The organism is Aeromonas molluscorum, from assembly GCF_051376105.1.
GTDB classification, from domain to species: Bacteria; Pseudomonadota; Gammaproteobacteria; order Enterobacterales; family Aeromonadaceae; genus Aeromonas; species Aeromonas molluscorum.
In genome coordinates, this window is sequence record NZ_JBPQCY010000002.1 from 454086 (window position 1) to 474417 (window position 20332).

The following is a 20332-nucleotide window of genomic DNA, read 5'->3' on the forward strand; positions in this document are numbered from 1 at the left end:
AGTCGTCAGGGGAGGCGCGCAGAATCCGCGCCCATCTAGAATCCCCTGATGGAGTCCCCATGATAGCCCTGCTCGGCATGCTCTGCATACTGGCGCTCGCCACCCTCTGCTCTGATAACCGCCGTCGTATCCCACTGCGAACAGTGGGGGGAGCCCTCACCCTGCAGATCGTCTTTGCCGGGCTGGTACTCTGGTTGCCCGCCGGCCAGCGGGTGCTGAATGCCGTCAGTGACAGCGTGAGCAGCGTCATCGGCTACGGTCAGGAGGGGATCGCCTTCCTGTTTGGGGATCTGGCCAAGTTCAAGCTCGGCTTCATTTTCGCCTTCAACGTGCTGCCGGTCATCATCTTCTTTTCGGCGCTGATCGCCATCCTCTATCACATCGGCTTGATGACAAGGGTCATCTCACTGCTCGGCGGCGGCCTGCAAAAACTGCTCGGCACTGGTCGGGCCGAAAGCCTCTCCGCCACCGCCAATATCTTCGTCGGTATGGTCGAGGCTCCTCTGGTGGTCAAACCTTACCTTGCCAAGATGTCCGACTCCCAGTTTTTCGCGGTGATGAGCTGCGGCCTGGCCTCCGTGGCGGGTGGCACCCTGGTGGGTTATGCCAGTCTGGGAGTTGAGCTCAAGTATCTGATCGCTGCAGCTTTCATGTCGGCGCCCGCCGGTCTGGCCATGGCCAAGATATTGGTGCCGCCCGCCGAGGATGAGCAGGATCATCATCAGGATGTGGAAATTCCTCGCGCGACCAATGTGATTGAAGCCGCGGCCGATGGCGCCATGGCAGGCCTGAATATCGCGGTTGCCGTGGGGGCCACGTTGCTGGCCTTCGTCGGTGTCATCGCCCTGCTCAACGGCCTGCTCGGCTGGGGTGGCGGTCTGTTTGGCTGGGAACTGAGCTTCCAGATCATCCTAGGTTGGTTGTTTGCCCCTGTCTCTTGGCTGATTGGTGTGCCTTGGGATCAGGCTCAGGCTGCCGGCGCTCTGATTGGTACCAAGGTCGTCATCAACGAATTCGTGGCTTTCATCGCCCTGGTACAAGATCAGACCCTGAACGAATCAAGCAAGGCCATCGTCACCTTCGCGCTGTGTGGTTTCGCCAACATCTCTTCCATGGCGATCCTGATCGGCGGCTTAGGCTCCATGGTGCCGGAGCGCAAGGCGTTCATCTCTCGCTATGGCATGCGCGCCATACTGGCCGGTGTGCTCGCCAATCTGATGAGCGCCGCCTTGGCGGGTCTGTTCCTCGCTATCTGATTGACCCCCGAAGCTAGCACCTTCCGGTCATGGCCCGCCTCGGCGGGCCTTTTTGTCTCTGGATGTTGGCCGGGAAGAAGCCACAAAAAAAAGCGCCCCAGGGAAGAGGCGCGAGAAAACAGATTGGAAGTGTCACATGGGTGCACGTGCATGGGGGATGTCCATCCAGGTACACGTTCATCATGCCCCCGATCTGCTGAAGATCTTCTGAGAATGACCTTCATCTTGTGTTCATATTTTCGCCGTGGTGCCCCGTGTTTCTGCGGGGAGAAAGCGCCGCTCATATGATCCGCCAAGGGTCAATCCAGGGCGATCTTGCCTCGTCCGGATTTGATGTCACCTTTGCGCTTCTTGGCTTCGACTCGTCTGCGCTGGGATCCCTTGGTCGGCTTGGTGGCCCGGCGGGTCTTGGGCCGCCAGGCGGCTTTGGTCAGCAACTCCACCAGTCGGCTCATGGCCTCCTTGCGGTTCATGTCCTGGCTGCGATGGGTCTCGACCCTGATCAGAATGAAACCGTCGTGAACCCGGCTGTCGCTGAGCCTGTCCAGTCCCTCTTTATAGAGCTCGGGCAGGCTGGGGGAGCCCCGGTACTCGAAGCGCAACCAGACCGCCGAGTCTGTTTTGTTGACGTGCTGACCCCCGGCACCCTGAGCACGCATCGCCTGAAACTGCAGCTCGTGCCAGGGCAGGGTGACGTTCTCAGAGATGACTAACATGGATTCACTGAACCAAATTGGTGCATTTTTTAACCTTGTTTAAGGATGGTGCCTCATTGTGGGGCGCTCTGCTCCCCCTTGGAGAGTCTGATGAGATAGGTTCGATACTGATTATTATATCCTATTGAAATATAACAATAAAAAATATTGGCACAAGAATTGATTGCTCTATATCGACACACCATGGATTGGGAGCAACCAGATGAAATTGATTACTGCGATTATCAAGCCCTTCAAGTTGGACGATGTGCGTGAAGCCATTGCCAATCTCGGCGTCGAGGGATTGACCGTCTCCGAGGTCAAGGGGTTCGGTCGGCAGAAGGGGCATACCGAATTATACCGTGGTGCCGAGTATCAGGTCGACTTCCTGCCCAAGGTCAAGCTGGAGATTGCCACCATCAGCGACAACGTGGAGAGCGTGATCGAGGCGATCTGCAAGGCGGCCTACACCGGCAAGATTGGGGACGGCAAAATTTTCGTCTATGAGCTGCAACAGGCGGTGCGGATCCGTACCGGCGAAACAGACGACGAAGCGCTGTAAGTCATTGGGATAGGGAAGCTGTTAGGAGATTGTCATGGAAGAGTTAGCCAAGAGTGTCAGTGAGCTGCGGTTTGCGCTGGATACCTTTTATCTGTTGATGTCCGGCGTCTTGGTCATGTGGATGACCGCCGGTTTCGCCATGCTGGAAGCCGGCCTGGTGCGCGCCAAGAACACCACGGAGATACTGACCAAGAACGTTCTGCTCTATACCATCGCCTGCGTGATGTACCTACTGATAGGTTACAACATCATGTACGTCGATAACGGGGCCGGTGGCTGGTTGCCAAGTGTTGGCACCCTGCTCGGTACTCAGGCCGAGGGGGCGAGTCACTCTCTGGAGTCTGATTTCTTCTTCCAGGTGGTGTTCGTGGCAACTGCGACCTCCATCGTCTCCGGCGCCGTGGCCGAGCGGATGAAACTCTGGTCTTTCTTGCTGTTCTGCGTGGTGATGACCGGGGTCATCTACCCGGTTGAGGGCTACTGGACCTGGGGTGGCGGCTTCTTGAAAGAGGCGGGCTTCTCCGACTTTGCCGGTTCCGGCATAGTGCACCTTGCCGGCGCCGCCGCCGCGCTGGCCGCCGTGCTGGTACTGGGGGCGCGTCGTGGCAAATATGGCAAGAACGGCGAGATCTATCCCATCCCCGGCTCCAATCTGCCGTTGGCGACCCTGGGAACCCTGATCCTCTGGATGGGCTGGTTTGGCTTTAACGGCGGTTCGCAATTGATGTTGTCCGATGCGGCCAACGCCAGCGCCATCGGCAAGGTGTTCGTCAATACCAACGCCGCCGCCGCAACCGGTGCCCTGGGCGCCCTGCTGGTGACCAAGCTGACCTGGGGCAAGGCTGATTTGACCATGGTGTTGAACGGCGCCCTGGCCGGTCTGGTCGCCATCACGGCCGACCCTGCCTCGCCGAGCCCGCTTTTTGCCAGCCTGATAGGTATCCTGGCCGGTGCCTTGGTGGTCTATGCCATCGTCAGCTTCGACAAGTTGAAGATAGATGACCCGGTCGGAGCCCTGTCGGTGCATGGTGTCTGTGGTTTCTTCGGCCTGATGGTCGTGCCGTTCAGCAACGAGGCGACTAGCTTTGGTGCTCAGTTGCTCGGTGCCGCCGTCATCTTCGGTTGGGTGTTCCTCGCCTCCCTGGTGGTGTGGCTCCTGCTCAAGGCGACCCTGGGGATCCGGGTTGGCGAAGAGGAAGAGATGATGGGCGTCGATCTGCACGAATGTGGTGTGGATGCTTATCCGGAGTTTGTGACGGTCAAAAGCAGCCATTAACTGACGGTTAGCTCAGCAAAAGGGCCGGATGGGATTCCATCCGGCCCTTTTATTTATCGTTGAATGAATTTGTGATCCGGATGCGGTAATCGGCTTGCGATATGGCAATACCCTGGGGCAGAATGCAAACAACAATAATTCTCACTATTTGCATTTGTCCCAAGGAATTGACTCCATGATCAAGAAGACACTATTGGCGCTGGCATTGACGGCCATTTCTGCTCCTGCCGCCATGGCAGCACAGGAAGTGAATGTCTATTCGAACCGTCAGGATGAACTGATCAAGCCCATCATTCAGCAGTTCGAAAAAGAGTCAGGGATCAAGGTCAATGTGGTCTTTGCCAAAGAGGGGCTCAACGAGCGACTGGAGCGTGAAGGCAAGCTCTCCCCGGCGGATCTGATGCTGACCGTGGATATCAGCCGCCTGACCGACCTAGTCGACAAGGATCTGGTGCAACCGGTAGATAGCAAGTTGCTGCAGGAGAATATCCCGGCCGCCTATCGTGACCCGGATAACCGCTGGTTTGCCCTGACCACCCGGGTTCGCGCCATCTACTCCAGCAAGGAACGTCTGGGCAAGCTCGACACCATCAGCTACGAAGATCTGGTCAAGCCTGAATTCAAAGGGAAAATTTGTACCCGTAGCGGCAAGCATGAGTACAATGTGGCCCTGGTTTCCTCCATGATCGTTCATCACGGCATGGCGGATACCAAGAGCTGGCTGGAAGGGGTCAAGGCCAACCTGGCGCGCACGCCTCAGGGCAACGATCGGGATCAGGTCAAGGCGATCAAGGATGGCATCTGTGATGTCTCCCTGGGCAACAGCTACTATCTGGGCGCCATGCTCAAGGACCCGGAGCAGAAGGCCTGGGCTGAGGCCGTCGAGATCAACTTCCCGAACCAGACCAATCGTGGCGCCCACGTCAACGTGAGCGGTGTGGCCATGACCAAGTACGCCAAGAACAAGGCGCAAGCGCAGAAGTTGATGGAGTTCCTCGCCGGTGATCAGGCGCAGCACATGTATGCCGAAGTGAACGCCGAGTATCCGGTCAAGCCCGGTGTTGAGCCGTCCGCCATGGTCAAATCCTGGGGCAGCTTCAAGGTCGATGCCCTGCCGGTCAGCGACTATGCCAAGCATCGTAAGGATGCGCTGCAACTGCTCGACGAAGTCAAGTTCGATCTGTAATCAGATGGGGCCAGGGGCCCCATCCATTTTTGTGGACTCATGAAAAAACTTAGTTGGATAGCCAGCGGCTGGGCCTGTGCCCTGCTGCTGGTTTTGCCCGTTCTGGCACTGCTGTTTTCTGCGCTCTCGGCGGATGGGGATCTGTTCGCCCATCTGGCCGATACCGTTCTCTCCACCTACCTTGCCAATACCCTGCTGTTGGTGCTGGGCGTCGTCTTGCTCAGCCTGCTGTTCGGGGTGCCGACCGCCTGGCTGGTCGCCATGTGCCAGGTGCCGGGTCGCCGGGCCTTGCAGTGGGCCCTGATGCTGCCCATGGCCATGCCTTCCTACATAGTGGCCTACGTCTATACGGACTTGTTTGATTACTCCGGTTCGGTGCAGGCCGGGCTGCGCGCCCTGTTTGGCTGGCAGAGCCCCGCCGATTACTGGTTCCCGGCGATCCGCTCCCTCGGGGGGGCTGCCTGGGTGCTGGCCCTGGTGCTATTCCCCTATGTCTATCTGTTGGCGCGGGCCTCGTTCCTTGAGCAGTCGGTCAGCCTGATCCACTCCAGTCGGCTGCTTGGCAGTTCGCCCTGGCAGAGCTTTCGACGCATCAGTCTGCCTCTGGCCAGACCCGCCATCATGGTGGCCGTTTCCCTGGTGGCCATGGAGACCCTGGCTGATTTTGCGACTGTGCATTTCTTTGCCATCAACACCCTCACGACCGCTGTCTATGATACCTGGCTCGGCTACGGCAGCCTGGCGACGGCGGCCAAGCTCTCCTGCCTGATGCTGCTGGCGGTCGTCTTGCTGATCGCGTTTGAGCGCCGCTCCCGCACTCGTCAGCAGGTATTCCAGAAATCCATGGGCCATGAGCCGCCACTACGTTACCCGCTCAAAGGGGGGCTGCGCTGGCTGGCCGGGTTCTGGTGCTGGGGTCTGGTGTTGGTCGGTTTTGCCCTGCCATTCGCCATACTGCTCGACTACGGGGTGCGCTATTTTGCACTGTCATGGACACCGGAGTTTGTGCGCTTTGCCGGTAACAGCCTGCTGATCTCGACTCTGACTGCGCTGCTGGCCATGGGCGTGGCGCTGCTGCTCGGGTTCTTCCGCCGCCTTGATGGCGGGATCAAGAGTCTGATCCCGCTGCGTCTCGCCGCCCTGGGTTACGCCATGCCGGGGACTGTACTCGCCATCGGTGTACTGGTACCGCTCACTGCGCTGGATTTTGGCATCAACGATGTGGCGCAGTGGTTTGGGTTAGAAGGGCCTGGCCTGCTGCTGACCGGCACGCTCACCGCCATTGTCTTCGGCTACCTGGTGCGCTTCGTCGCCATCGCCATTGGCTCGGTGGAGAGCAGTCTCGGCAAGATCTCCCCCAGTCTCGACATGGCGGCCCGCACCTTGGGGCAGGGGGCGGGCGGCATGCTCAGGCGGGTACATCTGCCTCTGGTGCGCCGGGGCCTGTTTGCCGGTGCCATGCTGGTCTTTATCGAATCTATGAAGGAGCTGCCCGCCGCGCTGCTGCTGCGGCCGTTCAACTTCGAGACCCTGGCGACCCATGTCTATCAGTTCGTTTCGGACGAGATGCTGGAGCGCGGCGCCCTTGGCGCCATCGTCATCGTACTGGTGGGTTTGCTGCCGCTCATCTGGGTCAACCGCAGCCTGGATAGCCAGGGCCACTGAGCCCCGTCAGGACTGGATAGTTATGTTCCGGCCAAGGCCGGTACCACAGAATGAGAGGATCTAAGCCGTGTCTTGCTTGCAAATCGAGAAGGTGAGCTGCCGTTATAACGGTCACAACGTGTTGGATCAGCTGTCCCTGTCGGTGGCTGACAACGAGATAATCTGCCTGCTGGGGGCAAGTGGCTGCGGCAAGACCACACTGCTCAAGGCCATCGCCGGCCTGCTGCCCTTGGCGCAGGGCGAGATCCGGCTCGGTGAGCATCTGCTCGATGGCCCCGGGGTGAGCGTTCCTCCCGAGGCGCGCAACATCGGCATGATCTTCCAGGATTATGCGCTCTTCCCCCATTTGACTGTGGCCGAGAACATCGGCTTTGGCTTGGGGAGGCAGACGCGCAGCGAGCGTCGCCAGACCGTGGAGGAGTCGCTCCAGCTGGTTAATTTGCAGGGGCTGGGTGAGCGTTACCCCCATCAGCTCTCCGGCGGTCAGCAGCAGCGGGTTGCCATTGCCCGTGCCCTGGTGTGCAAGCCGCGTCTGATGCTGCTCGACGAGCCCTTCTCCAATATTGATACCCAGGTACGGATGAAGTTGATCCTGGAGATCCGTGCTCTGCTTAAAGGGCAGGGGATAGGGGCCGTCTTCGTCAGCCACAGCAAGGAGGAGGCGTTCGCCTTCGCGGATCGACTGGCGCTGTTTCGTGCCGGTCATATCGAACAGGTGGGGGAGCCGGGGCAGCTCTATCGCCATCCGCAAAATCGTTTCGTGGCCGAATTCCTTGGAGGGGTCAACTACCTGGCCGCCGAGGTGGTGGATACCGATAGCGTGCAGACCGCCATTGGCCTCATTCGTGGCAATGAGCCCCATGGTCTGGCTCGGGGAGTCCAGTGCCAACTCATGCTCAGACCCCAGCAGCTGCAGCTGATAGGCGATGATCAGGGGCCGCTCACCCTGATGGAGCAACAGTTCCTCGGCCATCACTGCCGGGTGCAGCTGGCCTGTGGCGAGTTGACGCTGGAGGCCAGTATCAATGAGCCCCTGACCCATGCGCGTGCCAGGGTGCAGGTGGAACCCCATGCGTTGGTGCTGTTCGATCTCTGATGCGCGCAGGTACCGGGTCACATCAAGGATCCCATCGGCCATTGCTTTATAATCAGGCGACTTTATGATCGACCAATGCTCACACATGGGAGAGATGAATGAATGCCCAAACCGGGATCTGCGCAGAGCCTAATCTGCATGCCCTCTATTTGATGTTCAACCGGGTCGGTGACAGTGCCGAGCTGATCCGCCGCCTAGCCAAGGTGCCTACCCTGTGGCAATCGGTCAGTGCCGATTTTCCGGACGCCGGCTTCTCCGGTCTGCTGGCGGTAGGCTCCGAAGCCTGGGATGGTCTCTATTGCGTGGCGCGCCCGCCCCAGTTCCGTGCCTTCATGGCCCAGGAGGCCAACGGTCAGCAGGCACCCCATACCCCCTTCGATCTGTTCGTGCAGCTGCGGGCCGACCGGGTCGACGTGCTGCACCATGCCGGTCACCGACTGATGGCCCTGCTGGGTGGTCTGGTTGAGCTGGCCGAGGAGGTGCGTGGTTTCCGCAATCTGGATTGCCGTGACCTGACGGGGTTCGTCGATGGGACCGAGAATCCTCAGGATCAACACAGGGAGGAAGTGGCCCTGCTGGCCGGTGGCGAGTTCGCGGGCGGCTCCTACATCCACGTGCAGCGCTGGGTGCATGCCATGAGTGATTGGGAGCGACTGGCCCTGAAGGAGCAAGAGGACATCATTGGCCGCACCAAGCAGGACAACATAGAGTACGAGTCCGCCGACAAGCCGCTGACCGCTCACATCAAACGAGTCAATCTCAAGACTCCCAAGGGTGAGTCCATGGAGATACTGCGCCAGAGCATGCCCTGGGGCACCATGACCGAGCAAGGGCTCTACTTCATCTCCTGCTGCCGCACCCAGGCCCACTTCAATGCCATGCTGGCCAGCATGTACAGGGGGGAGGGGAATCACTTCGATCATCTGCTGCGTTTCACCCGCGCTGTCACCGGGGCGGCCTTCTTCGCTCCCTCAGACGAGTTTTTGCAGAGTCAGGGACAGTAAGATGTCCGCAGGGCAGCAATAAAAATCCCGGCCTTGGCCGGGATTTTTCGTTCAAGGAGCCCAGCCGTAGCTGCGCCAGACCGATTAAGGGGTCTGCTCGAACAGTTCGAGGGCGGAGAGGTAAAGCTCCTCGATGTCGGTATCGCTGGTCGGCGTGATGAAGATGGTGTCATCCCCGGCGATGGTGCCGAGGATCCCTTCGGCCTTGCCGAGGGAGTCGAGCAGGCGGGCGATCAGCTGGGCGGCGCCCGGGCTGGTGTGGATCACCACCAGAGCGCCGTTGTGGTCGACATCCAGCACCAGGTTCTTGAGCGGGCTGGAGGTGGTGGGCACGCCAAGTTCAACCGGCAGGCAATAGACCATCTCCATTTTGGCATTGCGGGTGCGAACGGCGCCGAAGCGGCTCAGCATGCGCGATACCTTGGACTGGTTGATGTTTTCAAAACCCATCTCTTGCAGGGCCGTGACTATCTCTGCCTGGGAGCCAAATCTTTCTTCTTTCAGCAAGGCTTTAAAGGCCTTGGCCAGTTTTTCTTGCTTGTCGTTATGCTTCATCTTGGACTCACGAATGAGGGAGGGTGGCGGCCTGTAGTGCGCAGGCGGCAGCTATGTTCAGCACGGCCATTTTGCATTCATATGCCTTTTTTGGCAAGGAACTGCGGTTTGTACTGCATATTGATGCAAGTTTAGCTTGCATATACCCATATTGAGATTAAAATCAGGACGAAATTTTGAAAACTTATTCAGTCGGGTTGTATGGGTATTGAATTAAACGCTATCGACAAGTCCTGGCACAAACAGCAGGTGCTGCAACAGGTATCCTTTTGCACCAACCCCGGCGAGACCTTGGTGCTGCTGGGCCCGAGCGGTGCGGGCAAGAGCTCGCTGCTGCGCATGCTGAACCTGCTCGACACCCCGGATGCCGGTACCCTGCGTATCGGCAAGAGTGAATTTTCTTTCCCTTCGACCCTGTCCAAAGGCGAGTTCGCCCGAGAAGCCCAGGCGCTGCGCCGCAAGGTGGGCATGGTGTTCCAGCAGTACAATCTCTGGCCTCATCTGACTGTGCTGGAAAACCTCATCGAGGCGCCCATCAAGGTGCTCGGCATGGGCAAGCAGGCCGCCATCGATAAAGCCGGCTATCTGCTGGCACAACTGCAACTCGCCGACAAGCGCGATGCCTGGCCCGCCCGGCTCTCCGGCGGCCAGCAGCAGCGCGTGGCCATCGCCCGGACCCTGATGATGGACCCCGAAGTACTGCTGTTTGACGAGCCGACCGCGGCGCTGGATCCCGAGATAACCAAGGAGGTCGCCCAGATCATCCGAGGCCTGGGTGAGACGGGGATCACCCAGGTGGTGGTCACTCACGAGGTCGATTTCGCCCGCAAAGTGGCCAGTCAGGTGATCTATCTGGAGCGGGGTCAGATTATCGAATCCGGCTCTGCCGCTATCTTCAGCTCGCCCCAGACAAGCCGTTTTGCCGAATTTCTGAATCACTGAATCCCTTCATTCTGACAAGGACAATCACATGAAAAAGAGCGTATTGCTGGCCGTGGCCATGGGACTGCTGAGCACCACAGTGGTGGCCAAAGAGATCAAGTTCGTCACCGAGGCGACTTATGCCCCGTTCGAATATCTGGATGACAAGAACGAGTTCCAGGGCTTCGACATCGACCTGGCTCGTGCCATCTGCGCTCAGGCCAAACTGGAGTGCAGCTTCCATAACCAGGCGTTCGACAGCCTGATCCCCAGCCTCAAGTTCCACCGCTTCGATGCTGCCATCGCCGCCATGGATGTGACGCCAGAGCGGGCCGCCCAGGTTGATTTCTCCGACATCTATTACGAAAACTCCGCCGTCTTCGTGGCCAAGAAGGACGCCTTCAAGGGGCCGGAAGAGTTGGTCGACAAGACGGTAGGCGTGCAAAACGGCAGCTCCCACCAGTCGTATCTGGTCGATAACTGGGTTAGCAAGGGCCTGCTGACAGTGCCTTACGCCAGCTACCAGAGCGCCTTCCTCGACATGATGAATGGCCGTACCGACGCCGTGTTTGCCGATACTGCTGTGGCCGCCGACTGGCTCAAGCAGCATAAAGAGTATGCCGCCATGGGCACCCCAGTCACCGACGCCAAATATTTCGGCACCGGGTTTGGCATCGCCGTGGCCAAGGGCAACAAGGAGCTGCTGACCCAGCTGAACAAGGGGCTGGCCGAAATCAAGGCCAACGGCACCTATCAGCAGATCTTCGACAAGTACTTCGCGCAGTAAGCCATGCTGAGCCTGCTGCTTGATGCAACCTGGATGACGCTGGGACTGGCGCTGGCCTCCCTGGCGGGAGGCATGGTGCTGGCGCTGGCATTCAGTGCCGCCGAACTGAGCGGCAAGCCCTGGCTCGGCTGGCCTGTTGCCACGCTGACCACGGTGATCCGCGGTCTGCCCGAGCTGCTGGTCGTGCTGTTCATCTACTTTGGCTCGACTCAGGTGCTGTTCCTCATCACAGGCGAGTACGTGGAGTTCAGCCCCTTTGCCTGTGGTGTGCTGGCGCTCTCCCTGCTGTTTGCCAGCTATGGTTGCCAGACCCTGCGTGGTGCCCTCAATGCGGTGCCTGCCGGTCAGCGCCAGGCGGCGCAGGCGTTGGGATTGGGACGGGGGCGGATCTTCTTTCGCATTGTTTTGCCCCAGGCCTGGCGTCACGCCTTGCCCGGGCTGGGCAATCAGTGGCTGGTACTGCTCAAGGATACCGCCCTGGTCTCCCTCATCGGGGTGAACGAGATGATGCGTCAGGCCCAGATGGCGTCGGCCAGTACCTACCAGCCCTTCACCTGGTATGCCACGGCAGCCCTCATCTATTTGGGGATCAGTCTGGTCAGCGAGGCGGGCCTCAAACAGGCGTCACGTTATAGCCGGCGCTACGGAGGTTAGGGATGCAAGACTATCTGATCACCCTGCTCGGTGGGCTTGGTACCACCTTGCAGCTGACCGCCTTGAGCCTGCTGCTCGGGGTGGCCATGGCCGTCCTGATGACCTGGGTGCTGGAGCGCCGCATCCCGTTGGCGACCCAGCTGGTGCAGGTTTGGGTGCTGATCTTTACCGGGACGCCGCTGCTCATCCAGATTTTTCTTATCTATTACGGGCCCGGCCAGTTTGAATGGCTTAAATCCGGGCCGCTCTGGCCGCTGCTCAAACAGCCCTGGTTCTGCGCCGTGCTGGCCCTTGGCTTCAATACGGCGGCCTACTCGACGCGGCTGTTCAAGGGGGCACTCGAAGCTATCCCAGCGGGGGAGGTGGAAGCCTGCCGCGCCTTGGGGTTCACCCCTGGCCAGACCCTGTGGATGAAGGCGCGCCATGCTGCCCGTCGCCTGGTCCCCGCTTATTCCAACGAGGTGATACTGGTGCTCAAGGGCAGCTCCCTGGCCAGTACCATCACCATCATGGACATCATGGGGCTGGCCCAGCGCCTCAATGCCCAGACCTATGACACCCTGGCGGTGTTCACCGTGGCAGGGGCCCTCTACCTCGGTATGAATGGTTTGTTAACAATTGGCTTTCGCTGGTGCGAACGCCGTGCCCTGGCTTTCCAAGGCTAGGCTCCTTATCTTGCCCCTCTGATTGAAGGAGAAACACAGAAAATCTGTGCTTCTCCTTCAATTTTTCACATTTACCTTCCTCTTTCGGCGCTGGCTGTTCCGTAGCTCACAGAACCTGTTATCGCAACTGTTATCAGATTGTTTTTTAGGGGGGGATCCTTTAAGGTTGGGCGCACAACAAGAAACAACCTTAAACCTGCTTAAACATGGAGTTGATCATGAAAGTTGCCGTTCTGGGTGCCGCCGGTGGGATAGGCCAAGCCCTTGCCCTGTTGCTGAAGAATCGCCTGCCTGCTGGCTCCGAATTGAGCCTGTATGATATCGCCCCCGTCACCCCGGGTGTGGCCGTCGATCTGAGCCACATCCCGACTGACGTGAAAGTAAAAGGATTTTGTGGTGAAGACCCTAGCCCTGCTCTGGTCGGCGCCGATGTTGTGCTGATCTCTGCCGGTGTCGCGCGCAAGCCCGGCATGGATCGTTCCGATCTGTTTAACATCAACGCCGGTATCGTCAAGAATCTGGTCGAGAAGTGTGCCGCATCCTGCCCGCAGGCCCTGATCGGCATCATCACCAACCCGGTTAACACCACAGTCGCCATTGCCGCTGAAGTGTTGAAGAAAGCCGGTGTCTATGACAAGCGCCGCCTGTTCGGGATCACTACCCTGGACGTGATCCGTGCCGAGACCTTCGTGGCCGAGGCCAAGGGCCTGAACGTTGATAAAGTGCGAGTCAACGTCATTGGCGGTCACAGCGGCGTGACCATCTTGCCGCTGTTGTCCCAGATTGAGGGTGCCAACTTCTCCGCCGAGGAAGTGGCTGCCATGACCAAGCGTATCCAGAACGCGGGTACCGAAGTGGTGGAAGCCAAAGCCGGTGGCGGCTCGGCGACCCTGTCCATGGGTCAGGCGGCTTGCCGCTTCGGTCTGTCGCTGATCAAGGGTCTGCAAGGCGAGGCCAACGTCATCGAGTGCGCCTACGTGGAAGGCAATGGCGAGCACGCCAGCTTCTTCGCGCAACCTATCCTGCTGGGCAAGCACGGCGTCGAGACCATACTGGACTACGGCAAGCTGAGCGCCTTCGAGCAGGAAGCGATGGATGACATGCTGGCCACCCTGAAAGCCGATATCCAGCTGGGTGTCGACTTCGTCAAGTAAAGCGCCTGATGATTGAAAAAGGGGAGCTCAGGCTCCCCTTTTCGTTATCTTGGCGCTGCGAATTGCCATCCGGATTTCATCCTGACTCAAGGGATGGCTCCCTGCGGCCGATACAGGAGAGCAGCAGGAGAACCCATGATGAACGTATTCCCCCTCATTGTCTTTACGTGTGCGCTGGCCGGTCAGGCTCAGGCAGTACCCAGTGACGCCAGTTCGGCCGACACCAGGTTGTTGGCTGCATCTGAACCGGCACCTGCCAAGGCGACAGTGTTGCCTGCCGAGAGTACCGCGACATCCAACTCTGGTCAGCCGCTCACCCAGGCCAAGGCCGCCACGCCATCCGCCTTGCCCGGTGCAGGTCTGCCCCAGTGGCCTGCCCCCATTAACCAGACCTCGGCGGCACCCGCCACCCTGGTCGAGGTCGTGGATCCTGCGACCAAGTTGCCTCCGGTCTCGGTGGCACCGTTGCAGGTTGTGCCCCTCTATCGTCAGGACGAGCTGCTCGACTGGATCGAGCAAGGCCGCCACCTCGAGCAGGTCAAGCAGGACAGGTGTCAGCTGACCCAGGATATAGAGGCGCGGGCCAATGTGATGAAGATCCCTTCCTATCAGTTTCTGTGGGGAGACATGCTGGCCTGGGGCGTCTGTGTGAAGCCCGATGCTGAGCAGGGGGTCAAGTTCCTATGGGCCGCGGCGGATCAAGGACTGGCTCCCGCATTGGAGCAGCTGGGCCGTTACTACTGGAAAGGGATACTGGTGCAGAAGGATCTGCTACGCGCCGAGACGCTGATGCGGGAGGCGGCGAGCCAGGGTTTGCTCAAGGCGCAGTTGGAGTGGATAGAGATGTTGCTGGCGGGGCTCGGCAGCCCTCTGGATTATGAGGAGGCCTACCAGTTGCTGCATGGTGCCGTGATCGGCGACAAGGCACTTCATGGCCGGGCGGCCAGCCTGCTGTCGCGTCTTGCCGCTCGCATGCCCGCCAATGCAGTGGCGCGGGCCAAGGCCATGGGTTGACTCTTTTTGCCCAGTGATGAGAAGAGGGCCCCTGTTTGCAGCAGGGGCCCTCATTTTATGGGAAAGTCAGCCGCCGTGCCGTGCAGGCTGTTTCCCCTTTTTGATATGGATACCTGACCCTTATAGATCTTGATGGGGGCCAAATACTTCGTAATGAAGGTGCTCGCCATTCACCCCGAGCTCCAGCAACTGCTGTTTGATGCTGGCCATGAAGGGCAGGGGGCCGCAGCAGTAGTAGTGCGCGTCATCGGGCAACAGGTCCCGTACCTGCGTCAGTGCCATGGTGCCGGTGAAGTCATAATCCTCTCCCGGCTGGTCCTGATCTGTCGGGACGCGATACCAGACCCGGCTGAGCAATTGTGCATGCTGGCGGCACTTGGTGTGGATATCCTGCTTGAAGCCATGCAATGCTCCCTGCTCGCAGGCATGGAGCCAGCGGATATTGGCGCCATGTCCCATCGCCAACAGCTGGTTGAGCATGCTCAGCATGGGGGTCTGGCCCACACCGGCCGAGATAAGCACCACGGCCTGATCGGATTTGGCCGTCAGCACGAAGTCCCCCGTCGGTGGCATCACCTCCACGACATCCCCTGGTTGCAGCTTGTCGTGGAGCAGGTTGGATACTTGTCCCTGGGATTCACGCTTGACGCTGATCCGGTAATTGCGCCCGTTGGGTGCATCGGAGAGGGAATATTGGCGGATCTCCTGATATGTCAGGTCGGGGTGCGCCAGCTTGAGGCTGAGATATTGGCCTGGCTGGAAGTCGAGGACAGGCAACCCATCGACCGGTGCCAGCACAAAGGAGGTGATGACCTCACTCTCGGCCTGTTTGTGCTCGATGACGAAGGCTCGGCCACCTTGCCAGCCACCGGGCTGCTCGGCCTTTTCCTGGTAGATCTCGCTCTCCCGGCCGATGAAAATATTGGCCAGCACCCCGTAAGCCTTGCCCCAGGCCGCCAGTACCTGTTCGGTGACCGCTTCACCGCCCAATTCTTTGAGCGTGGCCAACAGATGACTACCCACAATGTGATATTGTGCTGGCTGGATCAGGAAACCCGTGTGTTTGTGGGCAATGCGTTCCACGGCACCGGCGAGGGCACCCAGGTTGTCGATGTTCTTGGCATAGGCTGCGACGGCGTTGAACAACGCCAGCGGTTGGCCGCCACTGCGTTGATGAGCCAGGTTGAATACATCCTTTAGCTCGGGGTTATGGCGAAACATGCGCTGATAAAAGTGCTCGGTCAGGGCAGGCCCGGCCGATTCGAGCAGGGGAATGGTGCTTTTGATGACTGCGATGGTGGCTTGATCTAACATAGGACCTCTTAATTGAGCATTCAAAATGTCACTTAATAAGTGGCATCCTAGATGTTTATTTGATGAGGATCAATCCTCCCTCTTTCGCTTTGCGCTAAACAGGCATTATGAGACTGACAAGTTATACCGATTTTGGATTAAGAGCCTTGCTCTATCTGGCGACGCTGCCGGAGGGTGAGTTGTCGAGTGTCGCCAAGGTTTCTGCCTTGTATGGCGTCTCCCGCAACCACATGGTGAAGGTAGTCAATCAGCTGGTGAAGCTGGGCTATCTGCAATCCCAGCGTGGCAAGCATGGCGGCATTCGGCTGGCCTGTGCCCCTGATGCCATCAACATAGGGCAGGTGATCCGCGAGCTGGAAGGGAACCTGGATGGCATCGATTGCCACTCTCCCGTCTGCCACATTATCTCGGTTTGCCTGCTCAAAGGGGCATTGAAGGATGCCATGAATGCTTTCCTGGGGGTGATGGATGGCTATAGCTTGCAGGATTTGCTGGCCAATCGCGACGAACTGGTTCAAGTGTTCGGCGAGCTGATCCCGACCCTCACCATCGCTGCCGACGACAACGACTTCTGAGTCGGTTCCCGGTACGAAGAAGGGCTGCCTATGGGCAGCCCTTCTTCGTTTTGGCACTCAAGGCGCGGTCGGCATCAGTCGTCATCATCCTCGGCGGATGCTGGGCTGCGGTAGAACTGCGGCATGATGCGCGCCATGGTGACCATGTTATGTTCCACCTCGAGTATCTCTATGGGATAACCCGCCAGCCGTATGCCGATATTGGGCTGGGGGATCTCCTCGAGGTACTCCAGAATAACGCCGTTGAGGGTACGGGGGCCATCGGTCGGCAGATGCCAGTTCATCTCCTTGTTGAGCTCGCGGATGCTGACCGAGCCCTCGACCAGGAAGGAACCATCTGGCTGGGGATGGACTTCGTCACTCGGCGTGGGCGTCATGGAGGTGGTGAAATCACCGACAATCTCCTCAAGTATGTCGTCCAGGGTGATGAGTCCCTGGATGTCGCCATACTCATCGACGATGAGGCCGATCCGCTCCTTGTTGCGCTGGAACTTGGCGAGCTGGACATTGAGGGGGGTTCCCTCCGGAATGAAGTAGATCTCCTTGACCGCCCGCAGCAGGCTCGACTTGCTGAACTGATCCTTGGCGATGAGGCGCAGGGCGTCGCGGGCATGGAGGAAGCCGACGGCGTCATCTATGTTGTCGCGATAGAGCAGTATCTTGGTGTGGGCGCAGTGCACCAGCTGACGGAGTATGGTTTTCCAGTCGTCATTGATATCAATGGCGTAGATCTCGCTGCGCGGCACCATGATGTTCTCCACCGTCATCTTGTCGAGATCCAGGATGCTGAGCAGCATGTCCTGGTGACGCTGGGGGATCATGCTACCCGCCTCGTTGACTATGGTGCGCAGTTCCTCTGTGTTGAGGGAGTCACGCTGTTTGGGGGCAATCTTGAGCAGCTTGAGCAGACTGCTGGTGATGCCGTTGATCAGCCAGACGAAGGGGTAGAGCGGCACCATCAGCCCCTTGAGGATCCAGGAGGCCGGATAAGCAATCTTCTCCGGATACATGGCCGCCAGGGTTTTGGGCGTTACTTCACCGAAGATCAGTACCACTATGGTCAGGCCGAAGGTGGCCACGGCCACCCCGAAGTCACCAAATAGCCGGATACACACAATGGTGGCGATGGCGGATGCCAGTATGTTGACCAGGTTGTTGCCGATGAGGATGAGGCCGATGAGGCGATCCGGACGTGCCAGCAAGCGCTCTACCCGACGGGCAGCCTTGTGCTTGGTCTGTGCCAGATGACGCAACTTGTAACGGTTGATCGACATCAGGCCGGTTTCGGAGCTCGAGAAAAAAGCGGATAGTAAGATCAGAATAACGAGAACAATCAATAATGTGCTCGTTGATATGCTGTCCAAAAAGGGCTCCTGTTGGTGCTGGTTTATGAGTGATTTAGTTGAGCAGTACTTCTTTGACGAAGCGGCTGCCAAAATAGGCGAGGGTCAGTATTGCTGAACCTATCAGGCTCAGACTGATGACGCGGCGGCCACGCCAGCCACGGGTATGATGACCCCAGAGCAAAAACGCATAGACGCACCAGGCCAGAATGGAGAGCACTGCCTTGTGGGACTTGCCCTGGGCAAACATGTCCTCCAGGAAGAAGAGGCCGGATGCGATGGAGAGCGTCAGCAGGAAGAGACCGGCTGAGATGAGCTGGAACAGCCGTTTCTCCACCGTCATCAGGGGCGGCATTGCGGGCAACTGACTGAGCTTGCGGGACTTGAGCTGGCGGTCGAGGCAGGCCAGTTGCAAGGCAAACAGGCAGGCTATCATCAGCACCGAATAAGCCATCAGCGCCAGACCTATGTGCAGCAACAGCTGGGGATGGGCTTCCAGATGAGTGATGTAGCGGCTCGGGATCAGAGCGCTTGCCGTGAGCAACAGGGCCGAAAAACCGTAGACCACGGGCAGCAGGATCCAGCCGTTGAAACGGCGAGCTGCGCAGGTCATGAAGGTGCTGATGATAAGGCTCACCAGGGAGGCCACGTTCAACATGCTGAGATTCTGGCCCGAGTTGGTCTGTGTCACCTCGGCACCCAGGGTAATAGCATGGGCGATCAGGGCGAACGCAACACAGGCGAACAACTTGTGCTGCCCCGTCGGCTTGGCGCTCAGCAACAGATGCAGGGAGGCGATGATGGCCAGCAGGTAAAACGCCAGGGCCAGAACAGAGATCACGATCATAACCAGGTCGTTGTTGAACAAGCATTTAGGTGAACAAGGGAGGCAGTATACCCTGCGGGTGAGGTGCTCGCCAGTTGTGCAATCGGCAATCTGCCCATATATAGGAAGCAGGCCGTCGCAGTCGATGCGGCGAATAATCGTCCTCAGGCAATGGCTGAGGTATAATGCCGCCATTTACTATGCCAAGAACCGGAAAGCGTCATGTTTGAGAATTTGACAGAACGACTCTCGCGCACCCTGCGCAATGTCAGTGGCCGCGGGCGACTGACCGAAGAGAACATCAAAGAGACTCTGCGCGAGGTGCGCATGGCGCTGCTCGAAGCGGACGTGGCGCTGCCCGTGGTGCGCGATTTCGTGGCGCGGGTCAAAGATAGAGCCGTCGGCCAGGAAGTGGCCAAGTCCCTGAGCCCGGGCCAGGCCTTCATCAAGATAGTGCACGGCGAGCTGGTCTCCGTGATGGGCGAGGCAAACGAGCAGCTCAACCTGGCAGCCCAGCCGCCGGCCATCATATTGATGGCCGGTCTGCAGGGGGCCGGTAAGACGACCACGGTTGCCAAGCTCGCCAAGTTCTTGAAAGAGCGCAACAAGAAGAAGGTACTGGTGGTCAGTGCGGACGTCTATCGCCCCGCCGCCATCAAGCAGCTAGAGACGCTGGCCGGGGACGTCGGCGTTGACTTCTTCCCGAGCGACGCGACCCAGAAACCGGTGGCGATCGCCAATGCGGCCATCGATCACGCGCGCAAGAAGTTCTATGACGTAGTGATCGTGGATACCGCCGGTCGCCTGCACGTCGACAGCGACATGATGGACGAGATCCGCGATCTCCACGCCACCATCAAGCCGGTCGAGACCTTGTTCGTGGTGGACGCCATGACGGGTCAGGATGCCGCCAACACTGCCAAGGCGTTCAACGAGGCGCTGCCGCTCACCGGCGTGATCCTCACCAAAGCCGATGGTGATGCCCGTGGTGGTGCCGCGCTCTCCGTGCGCCATATCACCGGTAAACCGGTCAAGTTCATCGGCATGGGTGAGAAGATCGACGCGCTCGAGCCTTTCCACCCTGACCGTCTGGCATCGCGCATCCTCGGTATGGGCGATGTGCTCTCCCTCATCGAGGAGGTGGAACGCACCGTCGACAAAGAGAAAGCAGCCAAGCTGGCCGACAAGGTCAAGAGCGGCAAGGGCTTCGATCTGGAAGATTTTCGCGAGCAGCTGGCCCAGATGCGCAATATGGGCGGCATGATGGGCATGCTCGACAAGCTGCCGGGCATGTCCGGTCTGCCGGACAATGTGAAAGATCAGATGGATGACAAGCTCACCATTCGCATGGAGGCCATCATCAGCTCCATGACCCCGAAGGAGCGAGCTCATCCCGATCTCATCAAGGGATCCCGCAAGCGCCGCATCGCTGCAGGCTCTGGCATGCAGGTGCAGGATGTGAACAAGCTGCTCAAGCAGTTCACCGAGATGCAGCGCATGATGAAGAAGATGTCCGGCAAGGGCGGCATGCGCAAAATGATGGGCCAGATGAAAAACATGCTGCCACCGGGCTTCGGTGGTGGTGGTCGCGGCCCCTTCTAATCGGTATCATCCCCTCCGATGCAAGAGGCTCCCCCCGAGGGAGCCTCTGTTGTCTGCAGGCTGCGCAAAATTTGGCTGGTTCAGTTGCAATTGGCATGAATTCAAGTAGTATTACGCGGCTTATTTTAAGCTAGGGTTCGCGTGTTTGCGGGCCCTGTTCATTAGATGTTAATGAGGACGAT

Annotated in this window: 20 protein-coding genes; 15 read left to right on the plus strand and 5 right to left on the minus strand. The window is 58.9% G+C overall.

Annotated features, from left to right (window positions below; genetic code table 11):
• Positions 1 to 59 precede the first annotated feature (59 nt).
• The gene (locus ACSMDR_RS12700; RefSeq protein WP_436468493.1) at positions 60 to 1256 is read left to right on the plus strand and encodes a NupC/NupG family nucleoside CNT transporter; all 1197 of its coding nucleotides are present in this window, start codon (positions 60 to 62) and stop codon (positions 1254 to 1256) included.
• 299 nt (positions 1257 to 1555) lie between these two features.
• On the opposite strand, the gene arfB is transcribed toward ACSMDR_RS12700, so the two are convergent.
• On the minus strand, positions 1556 to 1972 hold the full coding sequence (arfB, locus tag ACSMDR_RS12705; RefSeq protein ID WP_005904810.1) for an alternative ribosome rescue aminoacyl-tRNA hydrolase ArfB: 417 nt from the start codon (positions 1970 to 1972) through the stop codon (positions 1556 to 1558).
• A 202-nt stretch (positions 1973 to 2174) separates the two neighbouring features.
• Between arfB and glnK the strand changes: the two genes are divergently transcribed.
• The 6 genes from glnK to ACSMDR_RS12735 all read left to right on the plus strand — a co-directional run bounded on the left by glnK (position 2175) and on the right by ACSMDR_RS12735 (position 8740).
• The gene (glnK, locus tag ACSMDR_RS12710; protein ID WP_005904813.1) at positions 2175 to 2513 is read left to right on the plus strand and encodes a P-II family nitrogen regulator; all 339 of its coding nucleotides are present in this window, start codon (positions 2175 to 2177) and stop codon (positions 2511 to 2513) included.
• Between the two features lie 34 nt (positions 2514 to 2547).
• The gene (locus ACSMDR_RS12715) at positions 2548 to 3789 is read left to right on the plus strand and encodes an ammonium transporter (RefSeq protein ID WP_005904815.1); all 1242 of its coding nucleotides are present in this window, start codon (positions 2548 to 2550) and stop codon (positions 3787 to 3789) included.
• 178 nt (positions 3790 to 3967) lie between these two features.
• On the plus strand, positions 3968 to 4975 hold the full coding sequence (locus ACSMDR_RS12720; protein ID WP_040319239.1) for a Fe(3+) ABC transporter substrate-binding protein: 1008 nt from the start codon (positions 3968 to 3970) through the stop codon (positions 4973 to 4975).
• 39 nt (positions 4976 to 5014) lie between these two features.
• On the plus strand, positions 5015 to 6640 hold the full coding sequence (locus tag ACSMDR_RS12725; protein ID WP_436468494.1) for an ABC transporter permease: 1626 nt from the start codon (positions 5015 to 5017) through the stop codon (positions 6638 to 6640).
• Between the two features lie 67 nt (positions 6641 to 6707).
• Positions 6708 to 7736 (plus strand): ABC transporter ATP-binding protein, encoded by a 1029-nt coding sequence (locus tag ACSMDR_RS12730; protein ID WP_005904823.1) that lies wholly within the window; start codon positions 6708 to 6710, stop codon positions 7734 to 7736.
• A gap of 98 nt (positions 7737 to 7834) precedes the next feature.
• A complete protein-coding gene (locus tag ACSMDR_RS12735; protein WP_436468495.1) occupies positions 7835 to 8740 on the plus strand; it encodes a Dyp-type peroxidase in 906 nt (301 codons plus the stop codon).
• A gap of 84 nt (positions 8741 to 8824) precedes the next feature.
• Here ACSMDR_RS12735 and argR read toward each other — a convergent pair whose 3' ends face one another.
• The gene (gene argR / locus ACSMDR_RS12740) at positions 8825 to 9295 is read right to left on the minus strand and encodes a transcriptional regulator ArgR (RefSeq protein ID WP_005308670.1); all 471 of its coding nucleotides are present in this window, start codon (positions 9293 to 9295) and stop codon (positions 8825 to 8827) included.
• Positions 9296 to 9496: 201 nt separating this feature from the next.
• Here argR and ACSMDR_RS12745 point away from each other — a divergent pair, with 201 nt between their 5' ends.
• From ACSMDR_RS12745 to ACSMDR_RS12770, 6 genes are all read left to right on the plus strand, one after another.
• On the plus strand, positions 9497 to 10237 hold the full coding sequence (locus tag ACSMDR_RS12745; protein WP_005904833.1) for an ATP-binding cassette domain-containing protein: 741 nt from the start codon (positions 9497 to 9499) through the stop codon (positions 10235 to 10237).
• Between the two features lie 28 nt (positions 10238 to 10265).
• Positions 10266 to 11003, plus strand: coding sequence for a transporter substrate-binding domain-containing protein (locus ACSMDR_RS12750; RefSeq protein ID WP_436468496.1), 738 nt, complete (start codon positions 10266 to 10268; stop codon positions 11001 to 11003).
• A 3-nt stretch (positions 11004 to 11006) separates the two neighbouring features.
• The gene (artQ, locus tag ACSMDR_RS12755; RefSeq protein WP_005904836.1) at positions 11007 to 11657 is read left to right on the plus strand and encodes an arginine ABC transporter permease ArtQ; all 651 of its coding nucleotides are present in this window, start codon (positions 11007 to 11009) and stop codon (positions 11655 to 11657) included.
• Between the two features lie 2 nt (positions 11658 to 11659).
• The gene (gene artM, locus ACSMDR_RS12760; RefSeq protein WP_436468497.1) at positions 11660 to 12322 is read left to right on the plus strand and encodes an arginine ABC transporter permease ArtM; all 663 of its coding nucleotides are present in this window, start codon (positions 11660 to 11662) and stop codon (positions 12320 to 12322) included.
• Positions 12323 to 12540: 218 nt separating this feature from the next.
• On the plus strand, positions 12541 to 13476 hold the full coding sequence (mdh, locus tag ACSMDR_RS12765) for a malate dehydrogenase (protein ID WP_436468498.1): 936 nt from the start codon (positions 12541 to 12543) through the stop codon (positions 13474 to 13476).
• Between the two features lie 423 nt (positions 13477 to 13899).
• Positions 13900 to 14490, plus strand: coding sequence for a tetratricopeptide repeat protein (locus ACSMDR_RS12770; protein WP_436469318.1), 591 nt, complete (start codon positions 13900 to 13902; stop codon positions 14488 to 14490).
• A 120-nt stretch (positions 14491 to 14610) separates the two neighbouring features.
• Here the strand turns inward: ACSMDR_RS12770 and hmpA are convergent, their stop codons facing one another.
• On the minus strand, positions 14611 to 15804 hold the full coding sequence (gene hmpA, locus ACSMDR_RS12775) for an NO-inducible flavohemoprotein (protein ID WP_436468499.1): 1194 nt from the start codon (positions 15802 to 15804) through the stop codon (positions 14611 to 14613).
• Positions 15805 to 15911: 107 nt separating this feature from the next.
• Here hmpA and ACSMDR_RS12780 point away from each other — a divergent pair, with 107 nt between their 5' ends.
• Positions 15912 to 16379 carry an Rrf2 family transcriptional regulator gene (locus ACSMDR_RS12780; protein WP_040318830.1) on the plus strand — a complete coding sequence of 156 codons (468 nt, stop codon included), beginning with the start codon at positions 15912 to 15914 and terminating at the stop codon, positions 16377 to 16379.
• Positions 16380 to 16453: 74 nt separating this feature from the next.
• Here the strand turns inward: ACSMDR_RS12780 and ACSMDR_RS12785 are convergent, their stop codons facing one another.
• A complete protein-coding gene (locus tag ACSMDR_RS12785; protein WP_005892425.1) occupies positions 16454 to 17743 on the minus strand; it encodes an HlyC/CorC family transporter in 1290 nt (429 codons plus the stop codon).
• A gap of 34 nt (positions 17744 to 17777) precedes the next feature.
• On the minus strand, positions 17778 to 18569 hold the full coding sequence (locus tag ACSMDR_RS12790; RefSeq protein ID WP_005892424.1) for a cytochrome C assembly family protein: 792 nt from the start codon (positions 18567 to 18569) through the stop codon (positions 17778 to 17780).
• Between the two features lie 201 nt (positions 18570 to 18770).
• Between ACSMDR_RS12790 and ffh the strand changes: the two genes are divergently transcribed.
• Positions 18771 to 20150 carry a signal recognition particle protein gene (gene ffh / locus ACSMDR_RS12795; RefSeq protein WP_436468500.1) on the plus strand — a complete coding sequence of 460 codons (1380 nt, stop codon included), beginning with the start codon at positions 18771 to 18773 and terminating at the stop codon, positions 20148 to 20150.
• Positions 20151 to 20332: the final 182 nt, after the last annotated feature.